Source organism: Pseudomonas sp. NFPP12 (genome assembly GCF_900103205.1).
Lineage (GTDB): Bacteria > Pseudomonadota > Gammaproteobacteria > Pseudomonadales > Pseudomonadaceae > Aquipseudomonas > Aquipseudomonas protegens.
Window position 1 is genome coordinate 76,779 of the sequence record NZ_FMWW01000005.1, and the last position, 25,728, is coordinate 102,506.

23 protein-coding genes are annotated in these 25,728 nt (G+C 62.9%); 9 read left to right on the top strand and 14 right to left on the bottom strand.

Annotated elements, in window-relative coordinates; all coding sequences use genetic code 11:
• Nucleotides 1-78: 78 nt before the first annotated feature.
• The 5 genes from pqqB to BLS75_RS21485 all read left to right on the top strand — a co-directional run bounded on the left by pqqB (nucleotide 79) and on the right by BLS75_RS21485 (nucleotide 5,046).
• Complete coding sequence (gene pqqB, locus BLS75_RS21465) at nucleotides 79-990, top strand: pyrroloquinoline quinone biosynthesis protein PqqB (protein WP_072451752.1); 912 nt, start codon at nucleotides 79-81, stop codon at nucleotides 988-990.
• A gap of 92 nt (nucleotides 991-1,082) precedes the next feature.
• A complete protein-coding gene (gene pqqC, locus BLS75_RS21470; protein ID WP_011063850.1) occupies nucleotides 1,083-1,835 on the top strand; it encodes a pyrroloquinoline-quinone synthase PqqC in 753 nt (250 codons plus the stop codon).
• Complete coding sequence (pqqD, locus tag BLS75_RS21475; RefSeq protein ID WP_011063851.1) at nucleotides 1,832-2,107, top strand: pyrroloquinoline quinone biosynthesis peptide chaperone PqqD; 276 nt, start codon at nucleotides 1,832-1,834, stop codon at nucleotides 2,105-2,107. Before pqqC ends, pqqD begins: the two co-directional genes overlap by 4 nt.
• Complete coding sequence (gene pqqE / locus BLS75_RS21480) at nucleotides 2,079-3,248, top strand: pyrroloquinoline quinone biosynthesis protein PqqE (RefSeq protein WP_019094523.1); 1,170 nt, start codon at nucleotides 2,079-2,081, stop codon at nucleotides 3,246-3,248. Before pqqD ends, pqqE begins: the two co-directional genes overlap by 29 nt.
• The gene (locus BLS75_RS21485; protein WP_072451753.1) at nucleotides 3,214-5,046 is read left to right on the top strand and encodes a S9 family peptidase; all 1,833 of its coding nucleotides are present in this window, start codon (nucleotides 3,214-3,216) and stop codon (nucleotides 5,044-5,046) included. The genes pqqE and BLS75_RS21485 overlap by 35 nt, the downstream gene beginning before the upstream one ends.
• A gap of 36 nt (nucleotides 5,047-5,082) precedes the next feature.
• On the opposite strand, the gene BLS75_RS21490 is transcribed toward BLS75_RS21485, so the two are convergent.
• The 4 genes from BLS75_RS21490 to BLS75_RS21505 form a co-directional block, all read right to left on the bottom strand.
• On the bottom strand, nucleotides 5,083-5,241 hold the full coding sequence (locus BLS75_RS21490) for a YqaE/Pmp3 family membrane protein (protein ID WP_011063854.1): 159 nt from the start codon (nucleotides 5,239-5,241) through the stop codon (nucleotides 5,083-5,085).
• Nucleotides 5,242-5,538: 297 nt separating this feature from the next.
• Entirely contained in the window at nucleotides 5,539-6,264 is a 726-nt protein-coding gene (locus BLS75_RS21495) for a type 1 glutamine amidotransferase (RefSeq protein WP_011063855.1), read from the bottom strand.
• Entirely contained in the window at nucleotides 6,264-7,547 is a 1,284-nt protein-coding gene (locus BLS75_RS21500) for an aspartate aminotransferase family protein (RefSeq protein ID WP_072451754.1), read from the bottom strand. Before BLS75_RS21500 ends, BLS75_RS21495 begins: the two co-directional genes overlap by 1 nt.
• Nucleotides 7,544-8,242, bottom strand: a complete 699-nt coding sequence (locus BLS75_RS21505) for an MOSC domain-containing protein (RefSeq protein WP_011063857.1) — start codon at nucleotides 8,240-8,242, stop codon at nucleotides 7,544-7,546. Before BLS75_RS21505 ends, BLS75_RS21500 begins: the two co-directional genes overlap by 4 nt.
• Before the next feature lie 102 nt (nucleotides 8,243-8,344).
• On the opposite strand from BLS75_RS21505, the gene BLS75_RS21510 reads away from it, so the two are divergent.
• Nucleotides 8,345-9,274, top strand: a complete 930-nt coding sequence (locus BLS75_RS21510) for a LysR family transcriptional regulator (RefSeq protein WP_072451755.1) — start codon at nucleotides 8,345-8,347, stop codon at nucleotides 9,272-9,274.
• A gap of 237 nt (nucleotides 9,275-9,511) precedes the next feature.
• On the opposite strand, the gene BLS75_RS21515 is transcribed toward BLS75_RS21510, so the two are convergent.
• From BLS75_RS21515 to bioB, 10 genes are all read right to left on the bottom strand, one after another.
• On the bottom strand, nucleotides 9,512-11,290 hold the full coding sequence (locus BLS75_RS21515; protein ID WP_019094528.1) for an acyl-CoA dehydrogenase C-terminal domain-containing protein: 1,779 nt from the start codon (nucleotides 11,288-11,290) through the stop codon (nucleotides 9,512-9,514).
• Nucleotides 11,291-11,473: 183 nt separating this feature from the next.
• The gene (locus tag BLS75_RS21520; RefSeq protein WP_011063860.1) at nucleotides 11,474-13,270 is read right to left on the bottom strand and encodes an acyl-CoA dehydrogenase C-terminal domain-containing protein; all 1,797 of its coding nucleotides are present in this window, start codon (nucleotides 13,268-13,270) and stop codon (nucleotides 11,474-11,476) included.
• A 91-nt stretch (nucleotides 13,271-13,361) separates the two neighbouring features.
• Nucleotides 13,362-14,654 (bottom strand): GGDEF domain-containing protein, encoded by a 1,293-nt coding sequence (locus BLS75_RS21525; RefSeq protein WP_011063861.1) that lies wholly within the window; start codon nucleotides 14,652-14,654, stop codon nucleotides 13,362-13,364.
• Between the two features lie 220 nt (nucleotides 14,655-14,874).
• Entirely contained in the window at nucleotides 14,875-16,680 is a 1,806-nt protein-coding gene (locus BLS75_RS21530; RefSeq protein WP_015637270.1) for a phenylacyl-CoA dehydrogenase, read from the bottom strand.
• A gap of 296 nt (nucleotides 16,681-16,976) precedes the next feature.
• Nucleotides 16,977-17,273, bottom strand: coding sequence for a hypothetical protein (locus tag BLS75_RS21535; protein WP_011063863.1), 297 nt, complete (start codon nucleotides 17,271-17,273; stop codon nucleotides 16,977-16,979).
• A 107-nt stretch (nucleotides 17,274-17,380) separates the two neighbouring features.
• The gene (gene bioD, locus BLS75_RS21540; RefSeq protein WP_011063864.1) at nucleotides 17,381-18,061 is read right to left on the bottom strand and encodes a dethiobiotin synthase; all 681 of its coding nucleotides are present in this window, start codon (nucleotides 18,059-18,061) and stop codon (nucleotides 17,381-17,383) included.
• A complete protein-coding gene (gene bioC, locus BLS75_RS21545; protein ID WP_053154238.1) occupies nucleotides 18,058-18,870 on the bottom strand; it encodes a malonyl-ACP O-methyltransferase BioC in 813 nt (270 codons plus the stop codon). Before bioC ends, bioD begins: the two co-directional genes overlap by 4 nt.
• On the bottom strand, nucleotides 18,863-19,594 hold the full coding sequence (locus BLS75_RS21550) for an alpha/beta fold hydrolase (RefSeq protein WP_072451756.1): 732 nt from the start codon (nucleotides 19,592-19,594) through the stop codon (nucleotides 18,863-18,865). The genes bioC and BLS75_RS21550 overlap by 8 nt, the downstream gene beginning before the upstream one ends.
• Nucleotides 19,587-20,765, bottom strand: coding sequence for an 8-amino-7-oxononanoate synthase (gene bioF / locus BLS75_RS21555; protein ID WP_072443649.1), 1,179 nt, complete (start codon nucleotides 20,763-20,765; stop codon nucleotides 19,587-19,589). The genes BLS75_RS21550 and bioF overlap by 8 nt, the downstream gene beginning before the upstream one ends.
• Nucleotides 20,766-20,888: 123 nt before the next feature.
• A complete protein-coding gene (gene bioB, locus BLS75_RS21560) occupies nucleotides 20,889-21,944 on the bottom strand; it encodes a biotin synthase BioB (RefSeq protein ID WP_011063868.1) in 1,056 nt (351 codons plus the stop codon).
• A 90-nt stretch (nucleotides 21,945-22,034) separates the two neighbouring features.
• Between bioB and BLS75_RS21565 the strand changes: the two genes are divergently transcribed.
• The 3 genes from BLS75_RS21565 (at nucleotide 22,035) to BLS75_RS21575 (ending at nucleotide 25,593) form a co-directional block, all read left to right on the top strand.
• Nucleotides 22,035-22,775, top strand: coding sequence for a ComF family protein (locus BLS75_RS21565; RefSeq protein ID WP_072451757.1), 741 nt, complete (start codon nucleotides 22,035-22,037; stop codon nucleotides 22,773-22,775).
• Between the two features lie 64 nt (nucleotides 22,776-22,839).
• Nucleotides 22,840-23,604, top strand: a complete 765-nt coding sequence (locus BLS75_RS21570) for a TOBE domain-containing protein (protein WP_011063870.1) — start codon at nucleotides 22,840-22,842, stop codon at nucleotides 23,602-23,604.
• A gap of 84 nt (nucleotides 23,605-23,688) precedes the next feature.
• Nucleotides 23,689-25,593, top strand: coding sequence for a PhoX family protein (locus tag BLS75_RS21575; RefSeq protein ID WP_072451758.1), 1,905 nt, complete (start codon nucleotides 23,689-23,691; stop codon nucleotides 25,591-25,593).
• Nucleotides 25,594-25,728 lie beyond the last annotated feature (135 nt).

Here is a 25,728-nt window from a genome sequence, read left to right on the forward strand (position 1 = left end):
GCAACGCCTCGGCCCGTCCGGGGCGTTTTTATTTTCAGTTCTCCGTCCTTTTTTCAGTCTTGAGCCCAGGGAGCGTCCATGTTTGTCCAGATTCTAGGTTCCGCCGCCGGCGGTGGTTTTCCGCAGTGGAACTGCAACTGCGTGAACTGCGCCGGATTTCGCGACGGTAGCCTGCGGGCCCAGGCGCGCACTCAATCGTCCATCGCGATTTCCGATGACGGGGTGAACTGGGTGCTGTGCAACGCCTCTCCGGATATCCGCGCGCAGTTGCAAAGCTTCGCCCCCATGCAACCGGGCCGCGCCCTGCGGGACACCGGCATCGGCGCCATCATCCTCATGGACAGCCAGATCGACCACACCACCGGCCTGCTCAGCCTGCGTGAAGGCTGCCCGCACCAGGTCTGGTGCACCGACATGGTCCATGAAGACCTGAGCACCGGTTTCCCGCTGTTCAAGATGCTCAGCCACTGGAACGGCGGCCTGAGCTGGAACCGCATCGAGCTGGACCAGAGCTTCAGCATCCCCGCCTGCCCCAACCTGCGCTTCACGCCGCTGCCCCTGCGCAGCGCGGCGCCGCCCTATTCGCCACACCGTTTCGACCCGCACCCGGGGGACAACATCGGCCTGATCGTCGAAGACCTGCGCAGCGGTGGCAAACTCTTCTATGCGCCGGGCCTGGGCAAGGTCGACGCGCCACTCCTGGAGATCATGGCCGCCAGCGATGTGCTGCTAGTGGACGGCACCCTGTGGGAAGACGATGAAATGCAGCGTCGTGGCGTGGGCACCCGTACCGGCCGGGAAATGGGCCACCTGGCGCAGAACGGCCCCGGCGGCATGCTCGAAGTGCTGGAACAGTTGCCGCGCCAGCGCAAGGTGCTGATACATATCAACAACACCAACCCGATCCTCGATGAAGACTCCGCCGAACGTGCCGAACTGGTACGCCGAAAGGTGGAAGTGGCTTACGACAGAATGAGTATTGAGCTGTAGGGCGAATCGCCCACAAGCTCGCCCCACGAGCCTTGGTCCCTTTGCGTAGGAGCTGGCTTGCCCGCGAAAGGGCTGCCCCCCGGAGAACACACATGACCGACACCCCGCTGTCCGCCGCCGAATTCGAGCAGGCACTGCGCGCCAAAGGCGCCTACTACCACATCCATCACCCTTATCACGTGGCGATGTATGAAGGCCGGGCGACCCGCGAGCAGATCCAGGGCTGGGTCGCCAACCGCTTCTATTACCAGGTGAACATCCCCATGAAGGACGCGGCGATCCTCGCCAACTGTCCGGACCGGGAGATTCGCCGCGAATGGATCCAGCGCCTGCTGGACCATGACGGCGCCCCGGGCGAGGACGGCGGCATCGAGGCCTGGCTGCGCCTGGGCCAGGCCGTGGGCCTGGATCCGGACCAGTTGCGCTCCCAGGAACTGGTGCTGCCCGGTGTGCGCTTTGCCGTGGACGCCTATGTCAATTTTGCTCGCCGGGCCAGTTGGCAGGAGGCGGCCAGCAGCTCGCTGACCGAACTGTTCGCGCCGCAAATCCACCAGTCGCGCCTGGACAGCTGGCCCCAGCATTACCCATGGATCGACCCCACTGGCTACGAGTACTTCCGCACCCGCCTGGGCCAGGCCCGCCGCGATGTCGAGCACGGCCTGGCGATCACCCTGCAGCACTACACCACCCGTGCCGGCCAGGAACGCATGCTGGAAATTCTCCAGTTCAAACTGGACATCCTTTGGAGCATGCTCGACGCCATGAGCATGGCCTATGAACTGAACCGCCCGCCCTATCACAGCGTCACCGATCAGCGGGTCTGGCATAAGGGGATCACCCTATGAGTTTCGACCGCAGTAAAACCCCACGCTGGCGCCCCGGCTACCGCTTCCAGTATGAACCGGCGCAAAAGGGCCACGTCCTGCTGTACCCCGAGGGCATGATCAAGCTCAACGACAGTGCTGCCCTGATTGGCGGCCTGATCGATGGCGAACGTGACGTGGCGGCGATCATCAGCGAGCTGGAAATCCAGTTCCCGGGGGTGGCCGAGCTCGGTGAAGATATCGAGCAGTTCATGGAGGTCGCCCGTGCTCAGCACTGGATCGAACTCGCCTGAACCGGCGGTTCTGCCCGGCAAACCGGAAGTTGGCCTGCCGCTGTGGCTGCTGGCCGAGCTGACCTACCGCTGCCCGCTGCAGTGCCCCTACTGCTCCAACCCCCTGGACTTCGCCGAGCAGGGCAAGGAGCTGAGCACCGAGCAGTGGATCAAGGTATTTCGCGAAGCGCGGGAAATGGGTGCAGCGCAGCTGGGTTTCTCCGGCGGCGAGCCGCTGGTGCGCCAGGACCTGGCCGAACTGATCGGCGAGGCGCGCAAGCTGGGCTTCTATACCAACCTGATCACCTCCGGCATCGGCCTCACCGAGCAGAAGATCAGCGACTTCAAGAAAGCCGGCCTGGACCATATCCAGATCAGCTTCCAGGCCAGCGACGAACAGGTGAACAACCTGCTGGCCGGTTCGAAAAAGGCCTTCGCGCAGAAGCTGGAGATGGCCCGTGCGGTCAAGGCCCACGGCTATCCGATGGTGCTGAACTTCGTCACCCACCGGCACAACATCGACAAGATCGACCGCATCATCGAGCTGTGCATCGCCCTGGAAGCCGATTTCGTCGAGCTCGCCACCTGCCAGTTCTACGGCTGGGCCCAGCTCAACCGCGTGGGCCTGCTGCCGACCAAGGAACAACTGGTGCGCGCCGAGCGCATCACCAACGAATACCGCGCCAGGCTGGAAGCCCAAGGGCATCCCTGCAAGCTGATCTTCGTCACTCCGGACTACTACGAGGAGCGCCCCAAGGCCTGCATGAACGGCTGGGGCAGCATCTTCCTCACCGTGACTCCGGACGGCACCGCACTGCCTTGCCACGGCGCACGGCAGATGCCGGTGCAGTTCCCCAATGTGCGCGACCACAGCATGCAGCACATCTGGTACGACTCATTCGGTTTCAACCGCTTTCGCGGGTACGACTGGATGCCCGAACCCTGCCGCTCCTGCGACGAGAAGGAAAAGGACTTCGGCGGCTGCCGCTGCCAGGCCTTCATGCTGACCGGAGATGCCAGCAATGCCGATCCGGTGTGCAGCAAATCGCCACACCATGGGATGATCCTCCAGGCCCGTGAAGAGTCTGAAACGGCCACCCACACCATCGAGCAACTGGCTTTTCGCAATGAACGAAACTCCCGCCTCATCGCCAAGGGTTGAGCCCTTCAGCGCCAGCCAGGCCACTACGGCCGGGGTCGATTTTGCCGAACTGCAACTGACGACCCACGGCCTGTTCTGGAATGAATATCGTCCCGAGGACGGCCGCTGCCGGATCTGGCAGTGGCATCAGGGCCAGGCCCAGTGCCTGACGCCGGCCGGCTTCAGCGTGCGCAGCCGGGTCTATGAATACGGTGGTGGCGCCTTCTGCCTCAGCGATGATGCCCTGCTGTTCGTCAACGAGGCGGACCAGCAGCTGTATCGCCAGCCCCTGGCCGGTGGAGCGCCCAGCGCCTTGACTCAAGGCACGTGCCGCTACGGTGACCTGCGATGCCACGCTGGCCAGGTGCTGGCCGTCGAGGAGTGCGCCGAACAACACCAACTGGTGAGCATTGACAGCATCACCGGTCAACGCCGGCTACTGGCTGCCGGGGCCGACTTCTATGCCGCTCCTACCCTCAGCCCCAATGGTCTGCGCCTGGCCTGGATCGAGTGGGACCGGCCCCATCAACCTTGGACCAGCACCCGCCTGATGCTTGCTGAGCGCCTGGGCAACGGGACCTGGGGGGATCCCCGCTGCGTGGCGGGCGATGGCGAGCCAGAGTCACTGCAACAGCCGCGCTTCGACCAGCACGATCATCTGTATTGTCTCAGCGATCGCGGCGGTTTCTGGCAACCCTGGGCCGAATCGAGCGATGGTTTGCGGCCGTTGCCCAGCACCGCCGCGGACCATGCCCCGGCGCCTTGGCAACTGGGAAGTTGCACTTGGCTGCCCCTGGGCGGCGATGCCTGGTTTGGCAGCTGGACCGAGCAGGGTTTTGGCCGCCTCGGGCTGCGTCAGGACGACGGTTTCCAGCAGGACTTTGGCAGCGACTACAGCCGCTTCCGCAGCCTGGCGCTAGACCAGCACTACCTGTACTGCATCGCGGCCTCGCCTGTCAGCCCCTCGGCCGTTATCGCCATAGACCGCAAGACCCGGCAGGTCCAAGTCCTGGCGGGAGGGATTGCCCCTCTGCCGGCGGAACGCATCAGCCGCCCGCAGACCCTGTGCTACCCCAGCGGCGACGGCCAGGCCCACGGCTTCTTCTACCCGGCCATGAACGGTGTCAACCGGCCGCCCTTGGTGGTGTTCATCCACGGCGGCCCGACTTCGGCCTGTTACCCGATACTCGACCCGCGTATCCAGTTCTGGACCCAGCGCGGCTTTGCCGTGGCCGACCTGAACTACCGCGGCAGCACCGGATATGGCCGGGTCTATCGCCAGGCCCTGCACCTGCGCTGGGGCGAGGTGGATGTGCAAGACGCCTGCGCCGTGGTGGCCCACCTGGATGAGCAGGGGCTGATCGATCCGCAACAGGCATTCATACGCGGCGGCAGCTCGGGGGGCTACACCACCCTCTGCGCCCTGGCCTTCGCCAAGGTCTTCTGCGCCGGAGCCAGCCTCTACGGAGTCAGTGATCCGATCAGCCTGGCCCGCGCCACCCACAAGTTCGAAGGCGACTACCTGGACTGGCTGATCGGCGATCCTGAACGCGACAGCGAACGTTATCTGGCCCGTACTCCCCTGGCCCACGCCAGCAGCATCGGCGTGCCGGTGGTGTTTTTCCAGGGGGAGCAGGATGCGGTGGTGGTGCCCAAGCAGACCCGCGACATGCTCAAGGCACTACAGGACCAGGGCATCGCCGCCGAGGCCCACTACTATCCCGATGAGCGCCACGGCTTTCGCAAGGCCAGCAACCAGGCCCACGCCCTGGAGCAGGAGTGGCGGTTTTACCGCCGTGTGCTGCAGGCACAGCACTGATCAGCTACTGCCCGTTCCCCTGGAACGGGCAGACCATCAGCGTTTGGCGATGATGTACACCGCATGCACGATCCCCGGAATGTAGCCGCACAGGGTCAGCAGGATGTTCAGCCAGAAAGCGCCGCCAAACCCCACTTGCAGGAAGACCCCCAGGGGCGGCAAGAGAATGGCGAAGATGATGCGGATCAAGTCCATGGGCAGCTCCTGATAACAATCGGCTCGAATGAGCCTTACCTGCAATCGACCTTGGCCATACGCCAGGGTTCAGAGCGATTCGAGGCCGCGCTGCCACTCGGGCGAGGATCTGGAGGCCATGTTCCTGCACCACGCTCAACAGCTTGATGGCCATGGCGCCCGTACAACGAGCCGGTACTTGAAGGAGGTTGCAAGAACAAAGAGGGGGTTTGAAAAAGCTGGAGATAAAAAAACGCCCCGTGCGAAAAATCGGACACGGGGCGATGCGTTATACCGCGAGACGGTTCAGGAAGTCAGTCAACGTAAGGTCGCATGTGGCCCGGAAAGGTAATCCAGCACCCGGAACAGAGTGGGTGCCAGGCCACTGCAATGCGGGATTCCGGCGAGAATCGCCTGTTGATCCTCGACGCTATCGGGCTCGGCGCTGTGTTCAGCGCTCAGCCAACCGTTGGGGCGCGCCTGCAAAAGTGCCTCGATGCTGTGCAAGTCGCTCTGCAACAGGCATTGCAAGCCGATGGCCCGCTCCTGCCAGATAAAGCCCTGGTGATCGCAGGCCGCCGAGCGATAGAGCGGCAACGCGCCCTTGGGCAGATCGAAGCTTTCGCCGTGCCAATGAAAGGCCATCAGACGTTCCGGCAAGGCCAGCCCCAAAGGCGAGTCCTGGGCATTGGGGTACTTTTCCACAGGCCACCAGCCAATCTCCCGCGCTGCACTGGGGCGAACCTGCGCCCCCAGCGCCTGCGCCAGGAGCTGGCCACCCAGGCCGATGCCCAGCACGCGCTTGCCGGCAGACAGGGCCTTGCGCAACAGGCGTTTTTCCGCGGCCAGCCAAGGAGTCTGGGCCTCGTCGTGCACACTCATGGGCCCACCCAGAGCGATCAGCAGGTCGAAACTATCGAGCCGCGGCAAACGTGCCTGGGCGTACAGATGGCAGATGTGCACGGCGCTCGCCCGCTCCAGTAGCCACTGGTTGATCCGCCCCGGCCCGGAGGCAGGCGAATGTTGCAGGATCAGTACACGCATCAGACGGCCACTCCCTTGCGACAGTGCAATTGCGCCGTGCGCACCCGGGAAAAAGCCCGAGCCAGGCGCAGGAGCATCTCGTCGATATTGCCTTTGCTGACACTCAATGCCGGGGTAAAACGCAGGCAGTCCGGTTGCGGCGCGCTGAGCAGCAAGCCTTCATGCAGGGCAGCCTTGACCACCGCGTCGGCGGACTCATCCGCCAGGGTCATGCCCCAGAACAAACCCTGCCCCCGCACTTGGCCCTGTGCATACCGGCTCGCCAGGCGGGTCAGTTCCTGCCCCAGGTACTGGCCGTTATGGCGCGCCTGCTGGAGAAAGCCATGCTCCTGCAGGCTGTCCAGGACAGCCAGGCCGGCCGAGGTCATCAGCGCATTGCCATGGTGAGTGCCATCCAGCTCGCCCGCCTCGAAACAGCAGGCCTTGCCCCGTGCCAGCAACGCCGCCAGTGGCACGCCACCGCCGAGCCCCTTGCCCAGAGCGATGATGTCGGCACGCACGCCATACAGCTGTTCGGCCAGCAGGGTGCCGCAGCGGCCGATGCCGGTCTGGACCTCATCGAGAATCAGCAGGATGCCCAGTTCACGGCACAGGCGCTCGACACCCTTGAGGTAATGCTCGGTCGCCGGAATGACACCAGCCTCACTCTGGATCGGCTCCAGCATGATCGCCACGGTTTGCGCATCCACCGCCGCGTGCAAAGCCGGCAGATCGTTGAACGGCACCTGGCTGAAACCCGGCAGCCCGGGGCCGAAACGATTGCCCGGAGCGCCGCTGCCAGCCGCCGACAACGCAGCAAAGCCACGACCATGGCAGCTCTGGCTGGCAGTGATGATGCCAGCCGCGCCGCCACGATGCAGTTGCCCCCATTTACGCGCCAGCTTGATTGCGGCCTCGCAAGCTTCAGTGCCGCTGCTCAGCAGGTAGGCCTGGTCGCTGTCGGTGCTGCGGCACAGGCGATCGGCCAGCTTGAGCATCCCACGGTTGTAGAACCCGGAACCCGGGTTGATCAGCGACTGCGCCTGCTCGGCAAGCGCGGCGACCAGGACCGACGGGCTGTGGCCAAGACTGTTGGCGGCCCCGGCCTGGGTGAAGTCCAGGTAAGTACGGTCTTCACTGTCCCATAGCCAAGAGCCCTGGCCGCGCACGAAGACCGGTTGGGGACGCTGCACACTGGGCATCAGGCACTCGTTGGAAAAGGCCGGGGCCGAAGCGTTTGCATAGGGCTCGACGGCCAGATCTTCCAGGCTCGGCACAGTGCGGCGCAGGTTGAACAGATTCATGCCCGCAGGCCCTCCAGCGGCAGCCCCAGCAGGCGCGCGGACCAGTCTTCAACCCGGCCAGTACGCATGCGCTTGATAGCGATATCACGCCAGCGCGAGGAAAGCGCCGGGCAATCAATGAGGGTTTTCAAGCCAGCATGCTCCAGAGGTTCCTGGAAAAAACAGTGCAGGGCCCAGGCCACGGTGAGGCCGGGGTAACTGCGCTGAATCAGTTCAAAAGGTTCATCCGCTTGTACGAAGCCTGGCTTGAGGACCCGGTAAAACCAGCCGCAACGACCATTGTCCTGGGCCTGTTGCGGCAGATTGGCCAGGCCCCAGCGATGGCTCAGGCGATAGCAGGGCGAACGCGGTTGGCTGACCTGCAATAGCGCACCGCCCCAGCGAAACAGATCGCCCAGGCACACCTGTTCTTCGGTGAGGCCATGGGTGGACAGGTTTTCACCGAAGGCCGGCGCGCACCAGGCGAACTGTGGGTAACGTTTGCGCCAGTGGTCATAGTGTTCAGCGGGGTAATGATGCAAGGCGCGCTCGGGACCGGTGTGAAAGCGCGGATCGCCGTGCTCATCGCTGCCCAGGCCTTGTGGCCACAACCAGAGTCGGTTGGCAACCGGGTACTTGTCGGTGTCGCAGACCAGACCCTGGCCGAGATTTTTTGCCTTGCCTATGTAAACACCATCGACGCAAACGGTATTCATCGCCCTTCGTGGCCCTGTAAGCCTTGTGAATAGGCGCTAGACTAGGCCCCTCAGGGGCTTCGGGCCATTTCGTTTTTTAAGCTTTTTCGATAAGAAATACTTATGGATTTTAAGCAGCTGCGTTATTTCGTCGCGGTGTATGAAGAAGGTCATGTGGGACGTGCCGCCGAACGGCTGTCGATCTCGCAACCGGCGCTTTCCCAGCAGATCCGCCAGCTGGAACAGAACCTCGACGTCAGCCTGTTCGAGCGCAGCAGTAAACGCCTGTTGCCGACACTGGCGGCGCATACGCTGTACAACCACGCCCTGCCCCTGCTCGACGGCTTGCAACAGGCCCGCGAAGCCTTGCGCAACTTCAAGGGCCAGGCGCTGCGCACCTTGGCGATCGGCGTACTGCAAACCGTGCATACCAGCCTGGTACCGCAGATGCTTGAGCGTGTACGCAAGGCCCAGCCCCATCTTGTGGTGCAGATCTATGAATTGACCGGCCTGGAGATCGAAAGGCGCCTGCTCAATGGCTCGCTGGATATCGGCATCAGCTACTTGCCGCCACGCCAGCCAGGTCTGCATGGGGTACCGCTGTACGAAGATGAACTGACTCTGGTCATCCCGGAGCAGCATCCGCTGCGCGAATTCAAGAAGGTCTCCATGAGCCAGGCAGCAGAGTTGCCGATGCTGTTGTTGGGAGAGGAGTTCCAGATCCGCCAGATCTGGCAGGCTCAACTGGCCAATCTGGGGCGGCGCCCGCAGGTGCAGGCGGAGCTGAACAACATGGCCGGGATTCTCGACAGCCTGCCCCATACACGGCTGGCCACCGTGCTTCCCGGACGCTCCCAACAGCAGCACGGCAACAAGGAACTGTTGTGGAAGCCGCTGAGCGAGCCCAGGGTGCCGCTAAAGGTGGGGTTGGTCTGCCGGGATCTGCAGCGTCAGCAGGGGACGCTGGAGCTGCTGCGCAGCTTGTTGGAAGACTCGATGAATGCGCAGGAATCGCGCCTGGGGGGAACTTCCGCCGTGGAGGTGCCGGGATAAGCCTGCCAAAATATAAAACCCGGACAAAAGAAAACCCCGCCGAAGCGGGGCTTTGCAGACTGTTTCCCTGACATCCTTTTCACTCCACCATCCTGGCGGAATCCTACGTGTCCGTGTTGTTGCTTTGCGCTTCCTGCGCGACGTCCATGTGAAGTAGATTAGCTTCAGCCGTCATCTACCGATATGGACGATCAGCAGCACGTTATGTAAGAGATGACTTACAAACACCCTTGCTGGTTAAAACTGCTCAGCCTGCAACAGGAACAGCGATTCGCTACCGGCCTTGACCGAGGCGCTAAGCGAGTGGATACGCGGCAGCAGGCGGGCGAAGTAGAACCGCGCCGTCCCCAGTTTGCTGGCATAGAAGTCGTCTTCCTGCTCCTTGCCCAACGCAGCCTTGGCCATCAGTGCCCACATGTAGGCGTAGGCGGTGTAGCCAAATACCTGCAGGTATTCCACCGACGCTGCCCCGATTTCGTTGGGGTTGCTGGCGGACCGGTCCAATACCCAGGCGGTCAGCTCATCCAGATTGTCCAGCGCCGCGTTCAGCGGGCGGGTGAACTCCCCCCATTGCTCATCCGCCGTAGCGGTGAAATGGCGGATCTCGTCGGCGAACAGCTTATAGAACGCACCGCCGCTCCCGACGATCTTGCGTCCCACCAGATCCAGAGCCTGGATACCGTTGGTGCCCTCGTAGATCTGGGTAATCCGCACATCGCGCACCAGTTGTTCCTGGCCCCACTCACGGATATAGCCGTGGCCGCCGAAGATCTGCTGGCCATGAACCGTGGTTTCCAGACCCAGGTCGGTCAGGAAAGCCTTGGCCACCGGGGTCAGCAGTGCCACCAGGCTTTCCGCGCGCTTGCGGGTATCCGGATCTTCGCTGAACTTGGCGGTATCCAACTGCATCGCCACGTAGGTGGAAAACGCCCGGCCGCCTTCGTTTGCAGCCTTCATGGTCAGCAGCATGCGCCGCACATCCGGGTGCACAATGATCGGGTCGGCTACCTTGTCCTTGGCTTGCGGGCCGGTAGGCGAGCGGCTCTGCAGGCGATCACGGGCATATTCAATAGCGTTCTGGTAGGAACGCTCGCCAGTGGCCAGCCCCTGGATACCTACCCCCAAACGCTCGTAGTTCATCATGGTGAACATGGCCGCCAGGCCCTTGTTCGGTTCACCCACCAGGTAACCGATGGCCTGATCGAAGTTCATCACGCACGTGGCCGAAGCCTGGATGCCCATCTTGTGCTCGATCGAACCACAGGTCACCGGGTTGCGCTCGCCCAGGCTGCCATCGGCATTGACCATGAACTTGGGCACCAGGAACAGGGAAATACCCTTGGGGCCAGCCGGCGCATCCGGCAGCTTGGCCAGCACCAGGTGAATGATGTTTTCCGTCAGGTCGTGCTCACCACCGGTAATGAAGATCTTGGTTCCGCTGATGGCATAGGAACCGTCGGCCCGAGGCTCGGCCTTGGTGCGGATAATCCCCAGATCGGTACCGGCATGGGGCTCGGTCAGGCACATGGAGCCTGCCCAGACACCGGCATACATGTTCGGCAGGTAGGTGGCTTTCAGCTCTTCGCTGGCATGGGCGTTGATCGACAGGCAGGCCCCGGCAGTCAGCATCGGGTACAGGCCAAAGGCCAGGCTCGCGGAGTTGACCATTTCCTCGACCTGGGCCGATACCGCCTTGGGCATGCCCATGCCGCCGAACTCGGGATCGCCACCCACGCCGACCCAGCCACCTTCGGCGTAGGTCTGATAGGCCTGTGGGAAACCTTCAGGGGTGGTCACCACGGTGTTGTCCCAGTGGCAACCTTCCTCGTCGGCACCGCGACTCAGCGGAGCAATGCTTCTGGCGGTGACTTTGCCCGCTTCCTCCAGAATCGCCTCGACCGTCTCGACATCCACAGTCTCAGCCAGAGCCGGCAACTGGGCCCAGAGTTTGGCGACCTCGAAAACTTCATTGAGGACGAAGCGCATATCGCGCAAGGGCGCTTTGTAGTCAGCCATGGCAAACCTCGCAAGAACTAAAAAAGCGGGCCGAAACGGACCCATTTAGAAAACCAGAGTGTACCCGAACAACTTTTGCGACACATAGGGTCAACTAGTGACCTTTATGTAATTTTTAGTCACAGATATTCCCAAGCACGAAAAAACCCGCAGCAGCGGGCTTTGTTCGTGCCGCCCTAGCAGTTACAAGGCGAACAACTGCGCGGGAAGCTTCATCAGGCAATCACTGCCGGCCTCGATAGCCGCCCGATGAGCCCCCGTACGGGGCAGCAGGCGCTTGAAATAGAACTCGCAGGTGATCAGCTTGGCGGTGGCGAAGTCCTGGTCGCCCTGCCCGGCGTCCAGTTGCTGCTGTGCGACCAGAGCCATGCGCAACCAGAAATAGGCCAGGACGATGTAGCCGCTGTACATCAGGTAATCCAAGGCCGCAGCCCCCACTTCGTCGGGGTTGTTCATGGCTGCCATGCCGACCTTGGTGGTCAACTCGCCCCACTGACGGTTCAAGGCATCGAGTTGCGCGACATAAGCCTGGAGCTGCGGATGCTCGGCATGCGCGCTGCAGAACTTGTGCACAATCCGGGTAAAGCCCAGCAGCAGCTTGCCCTGGCTACCCAGCACCTTGCGGCCCAGCAGGTCCAGAGCCTGGATGCCATTGGTACCTTCATAGATCGGAGCAATGCGGCAATCACGTACCAACTGCTCCATGCCCCATTCGCGAATAAACCCATGACCGCCGAACACCTGCATGCCGTGGTTGGTCACTTCCAGCCCGGTCTCGGTCATGAAGGCCTTGCAGATCGGGGTGAGGAACGCCAGGAGGTTCTCGGCGTCCTGGCGCTGGGCTTCATCGCGGCTCAGATGCGCCACATCCAGCAACTGGGCCGTGAAGTAGGCCAGGGCCCGGTTGCCTTCGTTGAACGCCTTCATGGTCAGCAGCATGCGCCGCACATCAGGGTGGACAATGATCGGGTCCGCCGCCTTGTCCGGAGACTTGGGGCCGGTCAGCGACCGCATCTGCAAACGATCGTTGGCGTATCTGATCGCCCCCTGGAAGCTGGTTTCACCCAGACACAGGCCCTGCATTCCGGTCCCCAGGCGGGCGTGGTTCATCATGGTGAACATGCAGTTCAGGCCTTTGTTGGCCTGACCAATCAGAAAGCCCCTGGCACCGTCGAAGTTCAGTACACAGGTCGCGGACGCCTTGATCCCCATCTTGTGCTCGATGGAGCCGCAGCTCACGCCATTGCGCTCGCCGGCCTCACCTGCCGCATCCGGCAGGAACTTGGGCACGATGAACAGCGAAATACCCTTGGTTCCGGCCGGCGCGTCCGGCAGCTTGGCCAACACCAGGTGAACGATGTTCTCGCTCATGTCGTGCTCGCCGGCGGAGATGAAGATCTTGCTCCCCGTCACCGCATAGCTGCCGTCTGCCTGGGGCACCGCGCGAGTCTTGATGATGCCAAGATCAGTGCCGCAATGGGCTTCGGTCAGGCACATGGTGCCGGTCCATTGCCCGGCGGTGAGCTTGCCCAGGTACAACTGCTTCTGTTCCGCGCTGCCGTGGGCATGAATAGCCGACATGGCACCGTGGGTCAGGCCCGGGTACATGCCCCAGGAGGTGTTGCTGGAGCCCACCATCTCGCTGATCACCAGCCCCAGCGAGTGGGGCAGTCCCTGGCCGCCATAGGCCGGATCGGCGGCCAACCCGTGCCAGCCGCCTTCAACGTACTGGGCGAAGGCCTGCTTGAAGCCCTTGGGCGTGGTGACCACGCCGTTATCAAAGTGGCAACCTTCCTCGTCACCGGAACGGTTCAATGGGGCCAAGACGTTTTCGCAGAATTTCGCGCCTTCCTCGAGGATGGCACTGACCATGTCCGGGCTGGCGTCAGTGGCCCCCAACGCCGCGTAACTGGCATGAAAGTCGAAGACGTGATCGATCAGAAAGCGCATGTCGCGCAAGGGGGCTTGATACTCGGGCATGGTGGTTTCTCCGGCAGCAGATCAGACCAACCTACTGCCGCCGCCCTCAGCCTGCCAATGACTGTGCAGGCGCTGAATGCGCCATCATCACTCAACCCGCAGCTGTATCCATGCGCACCGCACCGCGGCGGTTCTGCCCGAATGCAATGACACAGTTACGCCCCGCCCCCTTGGCGCTGTAGAGCGCCTGGTCTGCAGCCTTGAGCACTTCCTCCGGAGTCCGGTGCTCTGCCAGCCGCTCGGCGACGCCGATACTGATGGTCACCGAGACACTGGACGCGGCAGCGACACCGCGCCGCTGGCGCCCCTGCTGGTCGTCCTGAGGGCGGTTGTCCTGATTACGCAATTGAATGTTGTAGGTGGCGATGATCTCGCGAATCATCTCCAGATGCGGCATGCATTCGTCCATGGTCTTGCCGGCGAACACCACGGCAAACTCCTCGCCTCCGTAACGGTAGGCCCGGCCGCCCCCGGTGACTTTCGAGAGCTTGCTGGCCACCAGGCGCAACACCTGGTCGCCCACATCGTGTCCGTGGGTGTCATTGAATTTCTTGAAGTGATCGACGTCGGTCATCGCCAGCACATAGTTGCGCCCCAGGCGCTGCATGCGCTCGTTAAGCGCGCGGCGTCCCGGCAGGCCGGTCAGCTCGTCGCGGAACGCCATCTGGTAGGCCTCGTGGGCGACAGCAGCAGCGATCATCAGCATCACCTGGCTGCACATGATGTTCAGGGTGAACGGCAGGATGAAGGTCTTGGGCAGCATCCAGAACAGCCCCAGGAGCCCCACCAGTTGCGCCGCATGCAGCGGACGCGGACTGCGCCAGTACTGGATCGCCAGCAGCAGGAAGGCCGCGAAGAACACTGGATACGACAACTGGATCAAACTCATCCAACTGCCATGCAGGGCCGGCCAGCGGATCTCCGCCAACCAGTTCAGCAGAGCCTGCGGGTAACTCTGCTCGAGCCCCAGAGCCACACTGCCGAAGGCCAGCAGCACGGCAAAACGCGCCACCATGTCCTGGAACAGGTGCGTGCGCTCCTGCCAGGCAGCGAACAGGCCAAACAACAGGGGCAGCAACAGGCAGCAGAGATGGAACACCACCGCCGCGTCTTCCCGGACCCTGCCGTTGTCCCGGTAGTAGTCGGTCTGGGTGTCCAGCAGGAAATAGGCGATGTACACGGTGACCATCAAGAACAGCTCGCGCTGGCGCCGATACACCGCGCAATACGCCCCGCCCAGCAACAGCACCAAGGTTGGCAGCACGTTGAACAGCGAGGTGAAGAAGACGTTGAGGTCCTTGACGTAGGCGGCCGCCAGCCCCGCAAGCAGAAGCAGTAAAGACGGTACAAAGTGACTGAAACGTACAGCGAAAGAACGCGGCAAGGGTAAAACTCCGACCCGGCTGATCAATGAATGGCATTGTGCCTTCATTTGTTGAAGTTAAGCACACGCGGTGTGATGGACATCACATTGCCATCTCTTTAACGGCAGGAAATCGCTTCTGCTTAGCGATTTAGTCGGGAATTTTCATGAAGATTCTGCGGGCATAAAAAAACCGCTCGCCCCAAGGGGCGAACGGCTTTTCGAATCACTGCGGTCGGGCTTAGTAAGCCAGGCCGAAGTCTTCTTCCTTCATGTCCATCAGGTTGTTGGCACCCGAAAGCATGGTTGCAACGTGAGTTCGGGTACGCGGCAGGATGCGCTGGAAGTAGAAACGCGCGGTCTGCAGCTTGGCGGTGTAGAACGCCTCTTCGGTGGTGCCGGCTGCCAGCTTTTCAGCCGCCAGGCGTGCCATGTCGGCCCAGAAGTAGGCCAGGCAGGCATAACCGGAGTACATCAGGTAGTCCACGGAGGCCGCGCCGACTTCTTCGCGATCTTTCATGGCAGCCATACCGACCTTCATGGTCAGCTCGCCCCATTCTTTGTTCAGTGCAGCCAGAGGTGCGACGAATTCCTTGACGGCTTCGTTGCCTTCGTTGTTCTGGCAGAACTTGTGGACGATCTTGGTAAAGCCTTTCAGAGCCTCGCCCTGAGTCATCAGCACTTTACGGCCCAGCAGGTCGAGCGCCTGGATACCGGTGGTGCCTTCGTACAGCATCGAGATACGGCTGTCGCGAACGTTCTGCTCCATGCCCCACTCGGCGATGAAGCCGTGGCCGCCATAGATCTGCACACCGTGGTTGGCGGATTCAAAACCAACTTCAGTCATGAACGCCTTGGCGATCGGAGTCATGAACGCCAGCAGTGCGTCGGCTTTCTTCTTCTCTTCTTCATCCACACCGTACTTGACGATATCGACCTGCTTGGCAGTGAAGTAGACCATTGCCCGGTTGCCTTCGGCGAAGGCCTTCATGGTCAGCAGCATGCGGCGCACGTCAGGGTGCACGATGATCGGGTCGGCAGCCTTGTCCGGCGCTTTCGGGCCAGTCAGGGAGCGCATTTGCAGGCGATCGCGAGCGTACTTCAGGCCGCCCTGGAAGCCGATTTCGGCATGGGCCAGGCCTTGCAGAGCGGTACCCAGGCGCGCGGTGTTCATGAAGGTGAACATGCAGTTCAGGCCTTTGTTCGCCGGGCCGATGAGGAAACCGGTGGCCGCGTCGAAGTTCATCACGCAGGTGGCGTTACCGTGGATCCCCATCTTGTGCTCCAGGGAACCACAGCTCACGGCGTTGCGCTGACCTACGCTGCCATCAGCGTTAGGCAGGAACTTGGGCACGATGAACAGCGAAATACCCTTGGTACCGGCCGGTGCGTCCGGCAGGCGGGCCAGAACGATGTGGACGATGTTGTCGGCCATATCGTGTTCACCGGCAGAGATGAAGATCTTGGTGCCAGTGACTTTGTAGGAACCATCGGCCTGAGGTTCGGCCTTGGTGCGCAGCATGCCCAGGTCGGTGCCACAGTGCGGCTCGGTCAGGCACATGGTGCCGGTCCATTCGCCGGACACCAGCTTGGTCAGGTAGGCCTCTTGCTGCTCGGCAGTACCATGCTCGGAAATGGTGTTCATCGCGCCATGGGACAGGCCAGGGTACATGCCCCACGACCAGTTGGCTTCGCCAACCATTTCGCTGACCGCCAGGCCCAGGGATTCAGGCAGGCCCTGACCACCGTGCTCAACGTCGTGAGCCAGGCTTGGCCAGCCGCCTTCGACGAATTGCTTGTAGGCTTCCTTGAAGCCGGTGGGGGTCTTAACGCCGGATTCACTCCAGGTGCAACCTTCCAGGTCGCCCACACGGTTCAGCGGAGCCAGCACCTGCTCACAAAACTTGGCACCTTCCTCGAGAATGGCGTCAACCATGTCCGGAGTGGCGTCCTGGCAAGCCGGGAGGCTCTGATAATGCGCCTCATAGCCGAGCAGCTCGTCACGAACGAAGCGAATATCACGCAAGGGGGCCTTGTAGTCAGGCATAGCGATAAACCTCTGCTGATGTAACCGGGAATGAACAACCGCGTTGAGTTTTTATAGCGGTCAAACAGTTGTTTGAAACATACGTTTACGCCCAAATCTTGTCAAGCGTCGCGCCAATGCCTTTCGTCATCGAAACAAAATGCATACGCAGGCGAACACCCACGGCACTGCCATGAAGTGTAGGAGCCGACGCACCGGCAATCAGTCAGGGAAAGGAATCAGCGAGAGCCGCTATCAACAGAAAAGGCATGAAAAAGCCCGGTCTCTCTGGGAGGCCGGGCTTTTGCAGAGGGTAATCAGGCGTAGGTATCGATCAGGGTGCCGAGGACTTCATCCGAGGCCTTGGCGACATTGACGCCCAGTTCTGCCTGGATCTTGCCCATGGACATCTCCACCATGCTGCTGGCCAGATCCGATTCCTGGCTGCGATCCACAGCGCGCAGGCGGTCAACCTGAACATCCGACGACTGGCTGCCGGCAGAGCGTTCAACTGCAGTGCTGGCAATCTGGCCGGCGGCTTGATCGACGCGATTCTGCCCGGTCTGGATAGCGTTCAGCCCGGCGTAGAAAGCGGTGTTCCCGGAGATTTGCATGGGAGAACTCGACCTTGAGAATGAGTGACAGGTGTCATTGAAGCAGACCCGTCAAGAAAACACCCGTCAAAAACACTAATGGCAATATGCCTTGCAATAGGCAAAATCTAGTCCAGCAGATCCAGTTGCAAATGCTCGGCCACCGCCTCGGCGCTGGCCGGCTTGAGTTTCGGCACCCTGCCCAGGCACGGGGCCGGCAAGCGCTCGGCCAGGGTTGCGAGGTTTTCCTCCAGACGAGAGGTCTTTGGATCGATGATATTGGCCACCCACCCCGCCAGTTGCAGGCCGTCCTGAGCGATGGCTTCGGCCGTCAGCAACGCATGATTGATGCAACCCAGACGCACGCCCACCACCAGGATCACCGGCAGCCCCAGCGCCATGGCCAGATCCGACAAATTGTCCTGGTCTGCCAGGGGTACCCGCCAACCACCCGCGCCTTCGATCAGCGTGAAGTCCGCGCCCTTGGCCAGCAGATGGCGCATGGGCGTCAACAGCGACTGCACGGTCAGCGCCACCCCGGCCTCTCGCGCTGCCAGATGAGGGGCGATGGCCGGTTCGAAGGCAACCGGATTCACTTCTGCATAGGCCAACGGCAACGAAGACTGCGCCTGCAATGCCAGGGCATCGGCGTTGCGCAGGCCCTTGGCCGTCAGCTCGCAACCCGAAGCCACCGGCTTGCCCGCAGCAGTACTCAGGCCGGCCAGACGCGCCGCATGCAGCAAGCCGGCCGCAATGGTGGTTTTCCCCACATCGGTATCGGTACCCGTAATGAAGTAGGCAGGGCTCATAGCGGTTTCTCCAGCACGGCATAGACCACTTGATAAGTCGCCGGCAGGCCCTTGGCCTGTCGGAAACCCTCGTAGGCATCGATCAACCCGGCGATCCGCGCCCGTCCGGTCAAGCCGCCCGGGCGTCCGGGGTTGAGGTTGTGCGCGCCCAGGGCTTTCAACTCATGGGTCAGGCTGCGCACATCCGGGTAATACAGGACATGGGGCGCCTTTTCCAGACTGCGCACTTGCAAGCCACTGGCTTCACACAGCTGTCGATAACGTTCGAACTCACGGAAGCGATTGACGTGAACCTGGCCATCGACCTGTGCCCAACTATCGCGCAGTTCCTGCAAAGTACCCACGCACAGGCTGGCAAAAGCCAGCACGCCGCCCGGCTTGAGCACCCGCATCGCTTCACTGAGCACGGCAGAGAAATCGTCGCACCACTGCACCGCCAGGCTGGAGAAGATCAATTGGCAACTGTCGCCTTGCAACGGCAGGCGTTCAGCGTCCCCGGCGATGAAATGGTCCGCGCCACCCAAAGGCCGGGCGTGATTGAGCATGCCCTCGGCAATATCCAGGGCCAGTCCCTGGGCAGCACTGAAACGCTGCCCCAGCACCCGGCTGAAATGCCCGGTGCCGCAGCCCAGGTCCAGCCAGCACCGTGGCTCAAGGCCCGGGGGCAGACGGCTGAGCAATTGTTGCCCGACCGCACGCTGCAGCTCCGCGACACTGTCGTAGCTGGCCGCCGCGCGGGAGAACGAAGCCGCGACCTGGCGCTTGTCAGGCAGGCGACCGGGAAAGGCAGTCAGAGAAAGGTCAGTCATCACCGGACTCATGCAAGAAAGCCTGGATCGCTCCCGCCACTCCATGGGGGTCCTCCAGGAGAAATCCGTGGCTGGCGTGTTCAATCAGGCCAACTTCAATATCCGGCAGCAAGGCCAGTAATTCACCGCCCGCCTCGGCAGGCACCAGAGCATCGAGCCCGGCAAACAAGTGCAACTGCGGCCCGCGAAAGCCTTGCAAGGCTTCGCGGGTATCCAACTGCGCCAGCAACTCCAGCCCGGCCATCAGCACCGCCGGCGCCGTGGTCGGCGCGCCGCTCAGGAGCAACCGCGACAGGCCTCGCGTGTCCGCGGCGCCCTGGGCGCAGAGCAAGGCAAAACGCTTGAGGGTGGTTCGCGGATCGGCCGCGCAGCCGGCCAGGAAGCCGTCGAAGGTTTCCCCGGCCATGGCACTGGCCCATTGTTCATGGGCGACAAAACTGGGATTGCTGGCCAGGGTCAGCAGGCCGCAGCAGCGCTCACCACGGCGCGCCGCCAGTTCCGAAGCCAGCATGCCGCCGAGGGACCAGCCACCCAGCCAGGCATTGTCCGGCACGGCGTCATCGAGTTCGTCCAGCCAGTCCTGCGGGTCGCTGGAGGTCAACTCCGGCAAGGGCTCGATCTCCACCCGCAAGTGTTCATCCAGCCCCTGCAAGGCCGCCGCCAGAGGTTCCAGCGGCGACACGCCCAAGCCCCAGCCCGGCAACAGAATCAGTCGATCACGCATGGCTCGGCTCCGCTTGCAGTTCTCTGAAACAGTCTGCCAACGCGCTTAACAATAGCTGCACCTGGGCCTCGCTGTGGGCCGCGGACAAGGTCACCCGCAGCCGCGCGCTGCCGGCCGGCACGGTAGGCGGGCGAATGGCGCTGACCATGACTCCCCGTTCACGCAGCATCTGCGACAGGCGCACGGCCCGAGCACTGTCGCCCACCAGGATCGGCTGGATCGGGGTGAAACTGTCCATCAGCTGCAGGCCGATCTGCTCGGCGCCTTGGCGGAATTGACGGATCAAGGCCGCCAGGTGCTCGCGCCGCCAATGCTCGCTGCGCAGCAGCTCCAGGCTTTTCAAGGTGGCGCAGGCCAGGGCTGGCGGCTGGCTGGTGGTGTAGATATAAGGCCGGGCAAACTGGATCAGGCTTTCGATCAGATCCTCGCTGCCGGCGACAAAGGCCCCGGCGGTGCCGAAAGCCTTGCCCAGGGTGCCCACCAGTACCGGCACCTCATCCAGCCCCAGGCCGAAATGCTCCACCAGCCCGCCGCCATTGGCCCCCAGCGGCCCGAAACCATGGGCATCGTCCACCATCAGCCAGGCGCCACGGGCCTTGGTTGCCCGAGCCAGGGCCGGCAGGTCGGCGACATCGCCGTCCATGCTGAACACCCCATCGGTGACCACCAGGGTATTGCCGGTGGCCTTTTCCAGACGCTTGGCCAGGCTGTGCGCATCGTTGTGCAGATAGCGGTTGAAGCGCGCGCCGGAAAGCAGCCCCGCATCAAGCAGCGACGCGTGGTTGAGACGATCCTCCAGCACCGTATCGCCCTGCCCCACCAGCGCCGTCACCGCCCCCAGGTTGGCCATGTAGCCGGTGGTAAACAACAGCGCCCGAGGGCGGCCAGTGAGTTCGGCCAGCGCCTCTTCCAGGGCGTGATGGGGCGTGCTGTGGCCGATCACCAGATGGGAAGCACCACCGCCCACGCCCCAGCGGCTGGCACCGGAACGCCAGGCTTCGATCACTTGCGGATGGTTGGCCAGGCCCAGGTAGTCGTTGTTACAAAAGGCCAGCAATGGCTGACCGTCGACCACCACTTGCGGCCCCTGGGGGCTCTGCAGCAGCGGGCGCTGGCGATAGAGGTGTTCGGCACGGCGGGCAGCAAGGCGCGCGGCGAGATCAAAAGACATGCAGGCCTCGATGTTGGCTTACGGGCAGTTCATCGCCAGGAGCTGGCTTGCCGGCGAAGCAGGCGACGCGAAATCCATGAGGCTCGCGAGATTCGCCGGCAAACCGGCTCCTACGGCAGAAGGTCAGACGGCGGCGTTGTAAAACTGCTCGCTGCTTTTCTGCTCCACCAGGGCCTGTTCGATGGCGGCCTGGTGCACCTCGTCGGCGTGTTCTTCGCGGGCTTCGGGCTGGATGCCCAGGCGCGCGAACAACTGCATGTCCTTGTCGGCCTGCGGGTTGGCGGTGGTCAGCAACTTGTCGCCATAGAAAATCGAGTTGGCGCCGGCGAAGAACGCCAGGGCCTGCATCTGCTCGTTCATCGCCTCACGGCCGGCCGATAGCCGCACATGGGATTGCGGCATGAGAATCCGCGCCACCGCGAGCATGCGGATAAAGTCGAAGGGGTCTACCTCTTCGGCATTTTCCAGCGGCGTACCCGCCACCTTCACCAGCATGTTGATCGGCACCGACTCCGGATGCTCCGGCAGATTGGCCAGCTGGATCAGCAGGCCGGCGCGGTCATCCAAGGATTCGCCCATGCCGAGAATGCCGCCGGAACAGATCTTCATGCCCGCGTCACGCACATAGGCCAGGGTCTGCAGGCGCTCGCTGTAGGTGCGGGTGGTGATGATGTTGCCGTAAAACTCCGGCGAGGTATCGAGGTTGTGGTTGTAGTAGTCCAGGCCGGCCTTGGCCAGCGCCTCGGTCTGGTCCTGATCGAGACGGCCCAGGGTCATGCAGGTTTCCAGGCCCATGGCCTTCACGCCTTTGACCATCTCCAGCACATAGGGCATGTCCTTGGCCGAAGGGTGCTTCCAGGCCGCGCCCATGCAGAAACGGGTAGAACCGATGGCCTTGGCCCGGGCGGCCTCTTCCAGGACCTTCTGCACCTCAAGGAGCTTTTCCTTTTCCAGGCCGGTGTTGTAGTGACCGGACTGCGGACAATATTTGCAATCTTCCGGGCAAGCGCCGGTCTTGATCGACAGCAGCGTGGAAACCTGGACCCGATTGGCGTCGAAATGCGCGCGGTGCACCGTCTGCGCCTGGAACAGCAAGTCATTGAAGGGCTGGACGAACAGGGCTTTGACTTCAGCCAAAGTCCAGTCATGACGCAGGGTGGCGGTGGTGCTGGCGCTCATGGGCGATTCCTTGATTATGCTTGGCAAGCGGCGCAGGACAGGAAAGCCCACAGCCGCGACACGGATGTTCGGCATATTTAAGGAAGAGCCATGCACTGTCAACCCAGATACAAAGGACCGGTTTACATCTGGTTAAAAAACAATCAGGCATGTTTATTGTGTGACGAACCCAGCGATTCGGCCCTGGCCCTGTGTGCTCCCTGCCTGGACGAGCTGCCCTGGCTCGGCGCCCAGTGTTCAGTCTGCGCCCTGCCCCTGCCTGGGCCCGGCCTCACCTGTGGCCAGTGCCTGCAAGAGCCGCCGGCGTTTCAGCGGGTGATCGCACCCTGGCGCTACGATTTCCCGGTGGACAGCCTGATCAGCCGTTTCAAGCACCATGAAAAATGGCCTTTTGGCCGGCTGATGGCCGAACTTCTCGGCCAGTTCCTCCACTATCGCTTCGATGAAAGCCTGCCACGGCCTGATTGCCTGCTGCCGGTGCCACTGTCCCGCAGGCGGCTGCGCCAGCGCGGCTTCAATCAGGCAGGCATGCTGGCCCAGTGGCTGGGCGCTTCGTTGCAATTGGTGGTGCAACCCGAGCTCCTCCTGCGCACCCAAGACACCCCCGCCCAGCAGGGCCTGGATGCCCGGGCTCGCCAGCGCAACCTGCGCCAGGCCTTCGCCCTTGCAGATCAGGCCCAGGTTGCAGGACGACACCTGGCCCTGGTGGACGATGTCCTGACCACCGGAGCCACCGCCCAGGCCCTGGCCCGTTTGCTGATCGACGCCGGTGCCCGTCGGGTGGATATCTACTGCCTGGCCAGGACCCCAAGCCCCGGCACCGGCGACTGACTTGACTCTCGTCGCCCAAGCCGCAAACTCCCAGTCCCACCCCAGTGTTCAAAGCGCCCCCGCCATGTCCTTGCCCACTCTGTTGACCCAGCACATCGTCCGCCGCCCGCAACGCATTGCCTTGCTGCAACACATCGCCGAACAAGGCTCCATCACCCGCGCGGCAAAAAGCGCCGGCCTGAGCTACAAGGCAGCCTGGGATGCCATCGACGAACTGAACAACCTGGCCCAGAGCCCGCTGGTGGAGCGCAGCGTCGGCGGCAAGGGCGGCGGCGGCGCCAAGCTGTCCGCCGAGGGCGAGCGAGTGCTGCGTCTTTACCAGCGCCTGCAAGCTCTGCAGGCCCAGGTACTGGAAGCGGCGGAAGACACCAGCGACCTCGACTTGCTCAGCCGCCTGATGCTGCGCACCAGCGCGCGCAATCAGTTGCATGGCAAGGTCCGGGCTGTCGAAAGCCAGGGCTGCAACGACCTGATCGTCCTGGAACTGCCCGAGGGCCTGCAACTCCAGGCGCAGATCACCCACGACAGCACCCTGCGCCTGGAGCTGCTGCCGGGGACCGAAGTGGTGGCACTGATCAAGGCTGGCTGGCTGGACGTACAAGCCGCGGGCGCCCAAGTAACAACTGGACACAATTGCCTGAGGGGCACGATCGAGCAGATTCTCGACGCCGAGGACGGCCCCTGCGAGGTGCGAATTGCCCTGCCCAATGGTCAGACGTTGTGCGCCCTGGCCGAGCCGTTGCTGCTCAAGACCCTGGAGTTGAAGGAATCCTCGACCGTCCAGGTGCAGTTCTCACCGTCCCACGTGCTGATCGGAACCCCGCTCTGACCAAGGCTCCACCGCCATTTCACTGCAACATATTCGTCATGGGGGCTCATTAAGGTGGCTGCAAAAACCTGCAGGGAGCCTGATATGAGCCTGTTACTAGAAGAAGACCAACCCACCGACCTGGAACAGATGGTCGGCCTCAGCCGCCGCGGTTTCATCGGTGCCGGCGCCCTGTGCGGTGCAGCGCTGTTCCTGGGCGGCAACCTGTTGAGCCGCAGCGCCCTGGCCGCCAGCGTCAGCGCCGGCACCAGCCAGTTGCTGGGCTTTGCCGGCATCCCTGCCGCTACCAGCGACAGCATCACCTTGCCACCTGGCTACAAGTCCTCGGTACTGATCAGTTGGGGCCAGCCCCTGGCCAAGAACGGCCCGGCCTTCGACCCCAGCGGCAATGGCACCGCCCGGGCCCAGGAAGTGCAGTTTGGCGACAACAACGACGGCATGAGCCTGTTCGCCTTCCCGGACGACCGCCACCGCGCGCTGATGGCCATCAATAACGAATACACCAACTACCGCTACCTTTATCCCCATGGCGGCTTGCCGCAATCCGCCGAAGACGTGCGCAAGGCCCAGGCCAGCGAAGGCGTGTCGGTGATTGAAGTGCAGCGCAAGAATGGCCAGTGGCAGTTCGTCCAGGGCTCACGCTACAACCGACGGATCCACGGCAACACGCCGATCCGCCTGAGTGGCCCCGCCGCCGGTCACGATCTGCTCAAGACCAGCGCCGACCCCAAGGGCAAGAAAGTCCTCGGCACCTTCCAGAACTGCGCCAACGGCAAGACCCCATGGGGCACTTACCTGACCTGCGAAGAGAACTTCACCGACTGCTTCGGCAGCAGCAACGCCGAGCAGAAATTCGACGCCGCGCAGAAGCGCTACGGCGCCGTGGTGGCCAGCAAGGAGATCAACTGGCACCTGCACGATCCGCGGTTCGACCTGGCGAAGAACCCCAACGAACTCAACCGTCACGGCTGGGTGGTGGAGATCGATCCGTTCGACCCGCAATCGACCCCGGTCAAGCGCACCGCCCTGGGTCGCTTCAAGCACGAGAACGCCGCCCTGGCCGAAACCCGCGACGGCCGCGCCGTGGTCTACATGGGCGACGACGAGCGTGGCGAATTCATCTACAAGTTCATCAGCCGCGACAAGATCAACCACCGCAACCCCAAGGCCAACCGCGACCTGCTGGACCACGGCACCCTGTACGTGGCCCGCTTCGATGCCGGCGACGGCAACCCGGACCACCCCAAGGGCCAGGGCCAGTGGATCGAGCTGACCCACGGCAAGAACGGCATCGACGCCAGCAGCGGCTTCGCCGACCAGGCCCAGGTGCTGATCCAGGCTCGCCTGGCCGCCAGCGTGGTCCAGGCCACGCGCATGGACCGCCCGGAATGGATAGTGGTCAGCCCCAAGGACGGCCAGGTCTATTGCACCCTGACCAACAACTCCAAGCGTGGCGAGGACGGCCAGCCGGTAGGCGGCCCCAACCCGCGGGAGAAGAACGTCTACGGGCAGATCCTGCGCTGGCGCACCGGCGGCGACGACCATGGTGCCATGAGTTTTTCCTGGGACCTGTTCGTAGTGGCCGGCAACCCGGGGGTGCACGCCGGCCAACCCAAAGGTGGGTCGTCCAACATCACCCCGCAGAACATGTTCAACAGCCCCGACGGGCTGGGCTTCGACAAGGCCGGGCGCCTGTGGATCCTCACCGACGGCGACTACAGCAACAGCGGCGACTTCGCCGGCATGGGCAACAACCAGATGCTCTGCGCCGATCCGGACAGCGGTGAGATCCGCCGTTTCATGGTCGGGCCGGTGGGTTGCGAAGTCACCGGCATCGCCTTCGCCCCGGACCAGAAGACCCTGTTCGTGGGTATCCAGCACCCTGGGGAAAACGGCGGTTCGACATTCCCCGAACACCTGCTCAACGGCAAGCCACGCTCCTCGGTCATGGCTATCACCCGGGAAGACGGCGGCGTCATCGGCGCCTGACCCCGCCTCGCGCCCGGCCGGCTTCTGCACCCGTAGGAACCGGCTGGGCGGCGACCCCGACGCACGGCCGAACCACCGGCAAACCCTCCCCCGCTGGCTCCCCGTCTGCGTTACCATGCTTGGCCGGACGCGGCA

What these genes read in the sequence shown, in the direction of transcription:
- pqqB (WP_072451752.1), top strand. Translation starts at nt 79, where the DNA reads ATGTTTGTCCAGATTCTAGGTTCCGCCGCCGGCGGTGGTTTTCCGCAG.
- pqqC (WP_011063850.1), top strand. Translation starts at nt 1,083, where the DNA reads ATGACCGACACCCCGCTGTCCGCCGCCGAATTCGAGCAGGCACTGCGC.
- pqqD (WP_011063851.1), top strand. Translation starts at nt 1,832, where the DNA reads ATGAGTTTCGACCGCAGTAAAACCCCACGCTGGCGCCCCGGCTACCGC.
- BLS75_RS21485 (WP_072451753.1), top strand. Translation starts at nt 3,214, where the DNA reads ATGAACGAAACTCCCGCCTCATCGCCAAGGGTTGAGCCCTTCAGCGCC.
- BLS75_RS21490 (WP_011063854.1), bottom strand. Translation starts at nt 5,241, where the DNA reads ATGGACTTGATCCGCATCATCTTCGCCATTCTCTTGCCGCCCCTGGGG.
- BLS75_RS21495 (WP_011063855.1), bottom strand. Translation starts at nt 6,264, where the DNA reads ATGCGTGTACTGATCCTGCAACATTCGCCTGCCTCCGGGCCGGGGCGG.
- BLS75_RS21500 (WP_072451754.1), bottom strand. Translation starts at nt 7,547, where the DNA reads ATGAATCTGTTCAACCTGCGCCGCACTGTGCCGAGCCTGGAAGATCTG.
- BLS75_RS21505 (WP_011063857.1), bottom strand. Translation starts at nt 8,242, where the DNA reads ATGAATACCGTTTGCGTCGATGGTGTTTACATAGGCAAGGCAAAAAAT.
- BLS75_RS21510 (WP_072451755.1), top strand. Translation starts at nt 8,345, where the DNA reads ATGGATTTTAAGCAGCTGCGTTATTTCGTCGCGGTGTATGAAGAAGGT.
- BLS75_RS21515 (WP_019094528.1), bottom strand. Translation starts at nt 11,290, where the DNA reads ATGGCTGACTACAAAGCGCCCTTGCGCGATATGCGCTTCGTCCTCAAT.
- BLS75_RS21520 (WP_011063860.1), bottom strand. Translation starts at nt 13,270, where the DNA reads ATGCCCGAGTATCAAGCCCCCTTGCGCGACATGCGCTTTCTGATCGAT.
- BLS75_RS21530 (WP_015637270.1), bottom strand. Translation starts at nt 16,680, where the DNA reads ATGCCTGACTACAAGGCCCCCTTGCGTGATATTCGCTTCGTTCGTGAC.
- BLS75_RS21535 (WP_011063863.1), bottom strand. Translation starts at nt 17,273, where the DNA reads ATGCAAATCTCCGGGAACACCGCTTTCTACGCCGGGCTGAACGCTATC.
- bioD (WP_011063864.1), bottom strand. Translation starts at nt 18,061, where the DNA reads ATGAGCCCTGCCTACTTCATTACGGGTACCGATACCGATGTGGGGAAA.
- bioC (WP_053154238.1), bottom strand. Translation starts at nt 18,870, where the DNA reads ATGACTGACCTTTCTCTGACTGCCTTTCCCGGTCGCCTGCCTGACAAG.
- BLS75_RS21550 (WP_072451756.1), bottom strand. Translation starts at nt 19,594, where the DNA reads ATGCGTGATCGACTGATTCTGTTGCCGGGCTGGGGCTTGGGCGTGTCG.
- bioF (WP_072443649.1), bottom strand. Translation starts at nt 20,765, where the DNA reads ATGTCTTTTGATCTCGCCGCGCGCCTTGCTGCCCGCCGTGCCGAACAC.
- bioB (WP_011063868.1), bottom strand. Translation starts at nt 21,944, where the DNA reads ATGAGCGCCAGCACCACCGCCACCCTGCGTCATGACTGGACTTTGGCT.
- BLS75_RS21565 (WP_072451757.1), top strand. Translation starts at nt 22,035, where the DNA reads ATGCACTGTCAACCCAGATACAAAGGACCGGTTTACATCTGGTTAAAA.
- BLS75_RS21570 (WP_011063870.1), top strand. Translation starts at nt 22,840, where the DNA reads ATGTCCTTGCCCACTCTGTTGACCCAGCACATCGTCCGCCGCCCGCAA.
- BLS75_RS21575 (WP_072451758.1), top strand. Translation starts at nt 23,689, where the DNA reads ATGAGCCTGTTACTAGAAGAAGACCAACCCACCGACCTGGAACAGATG.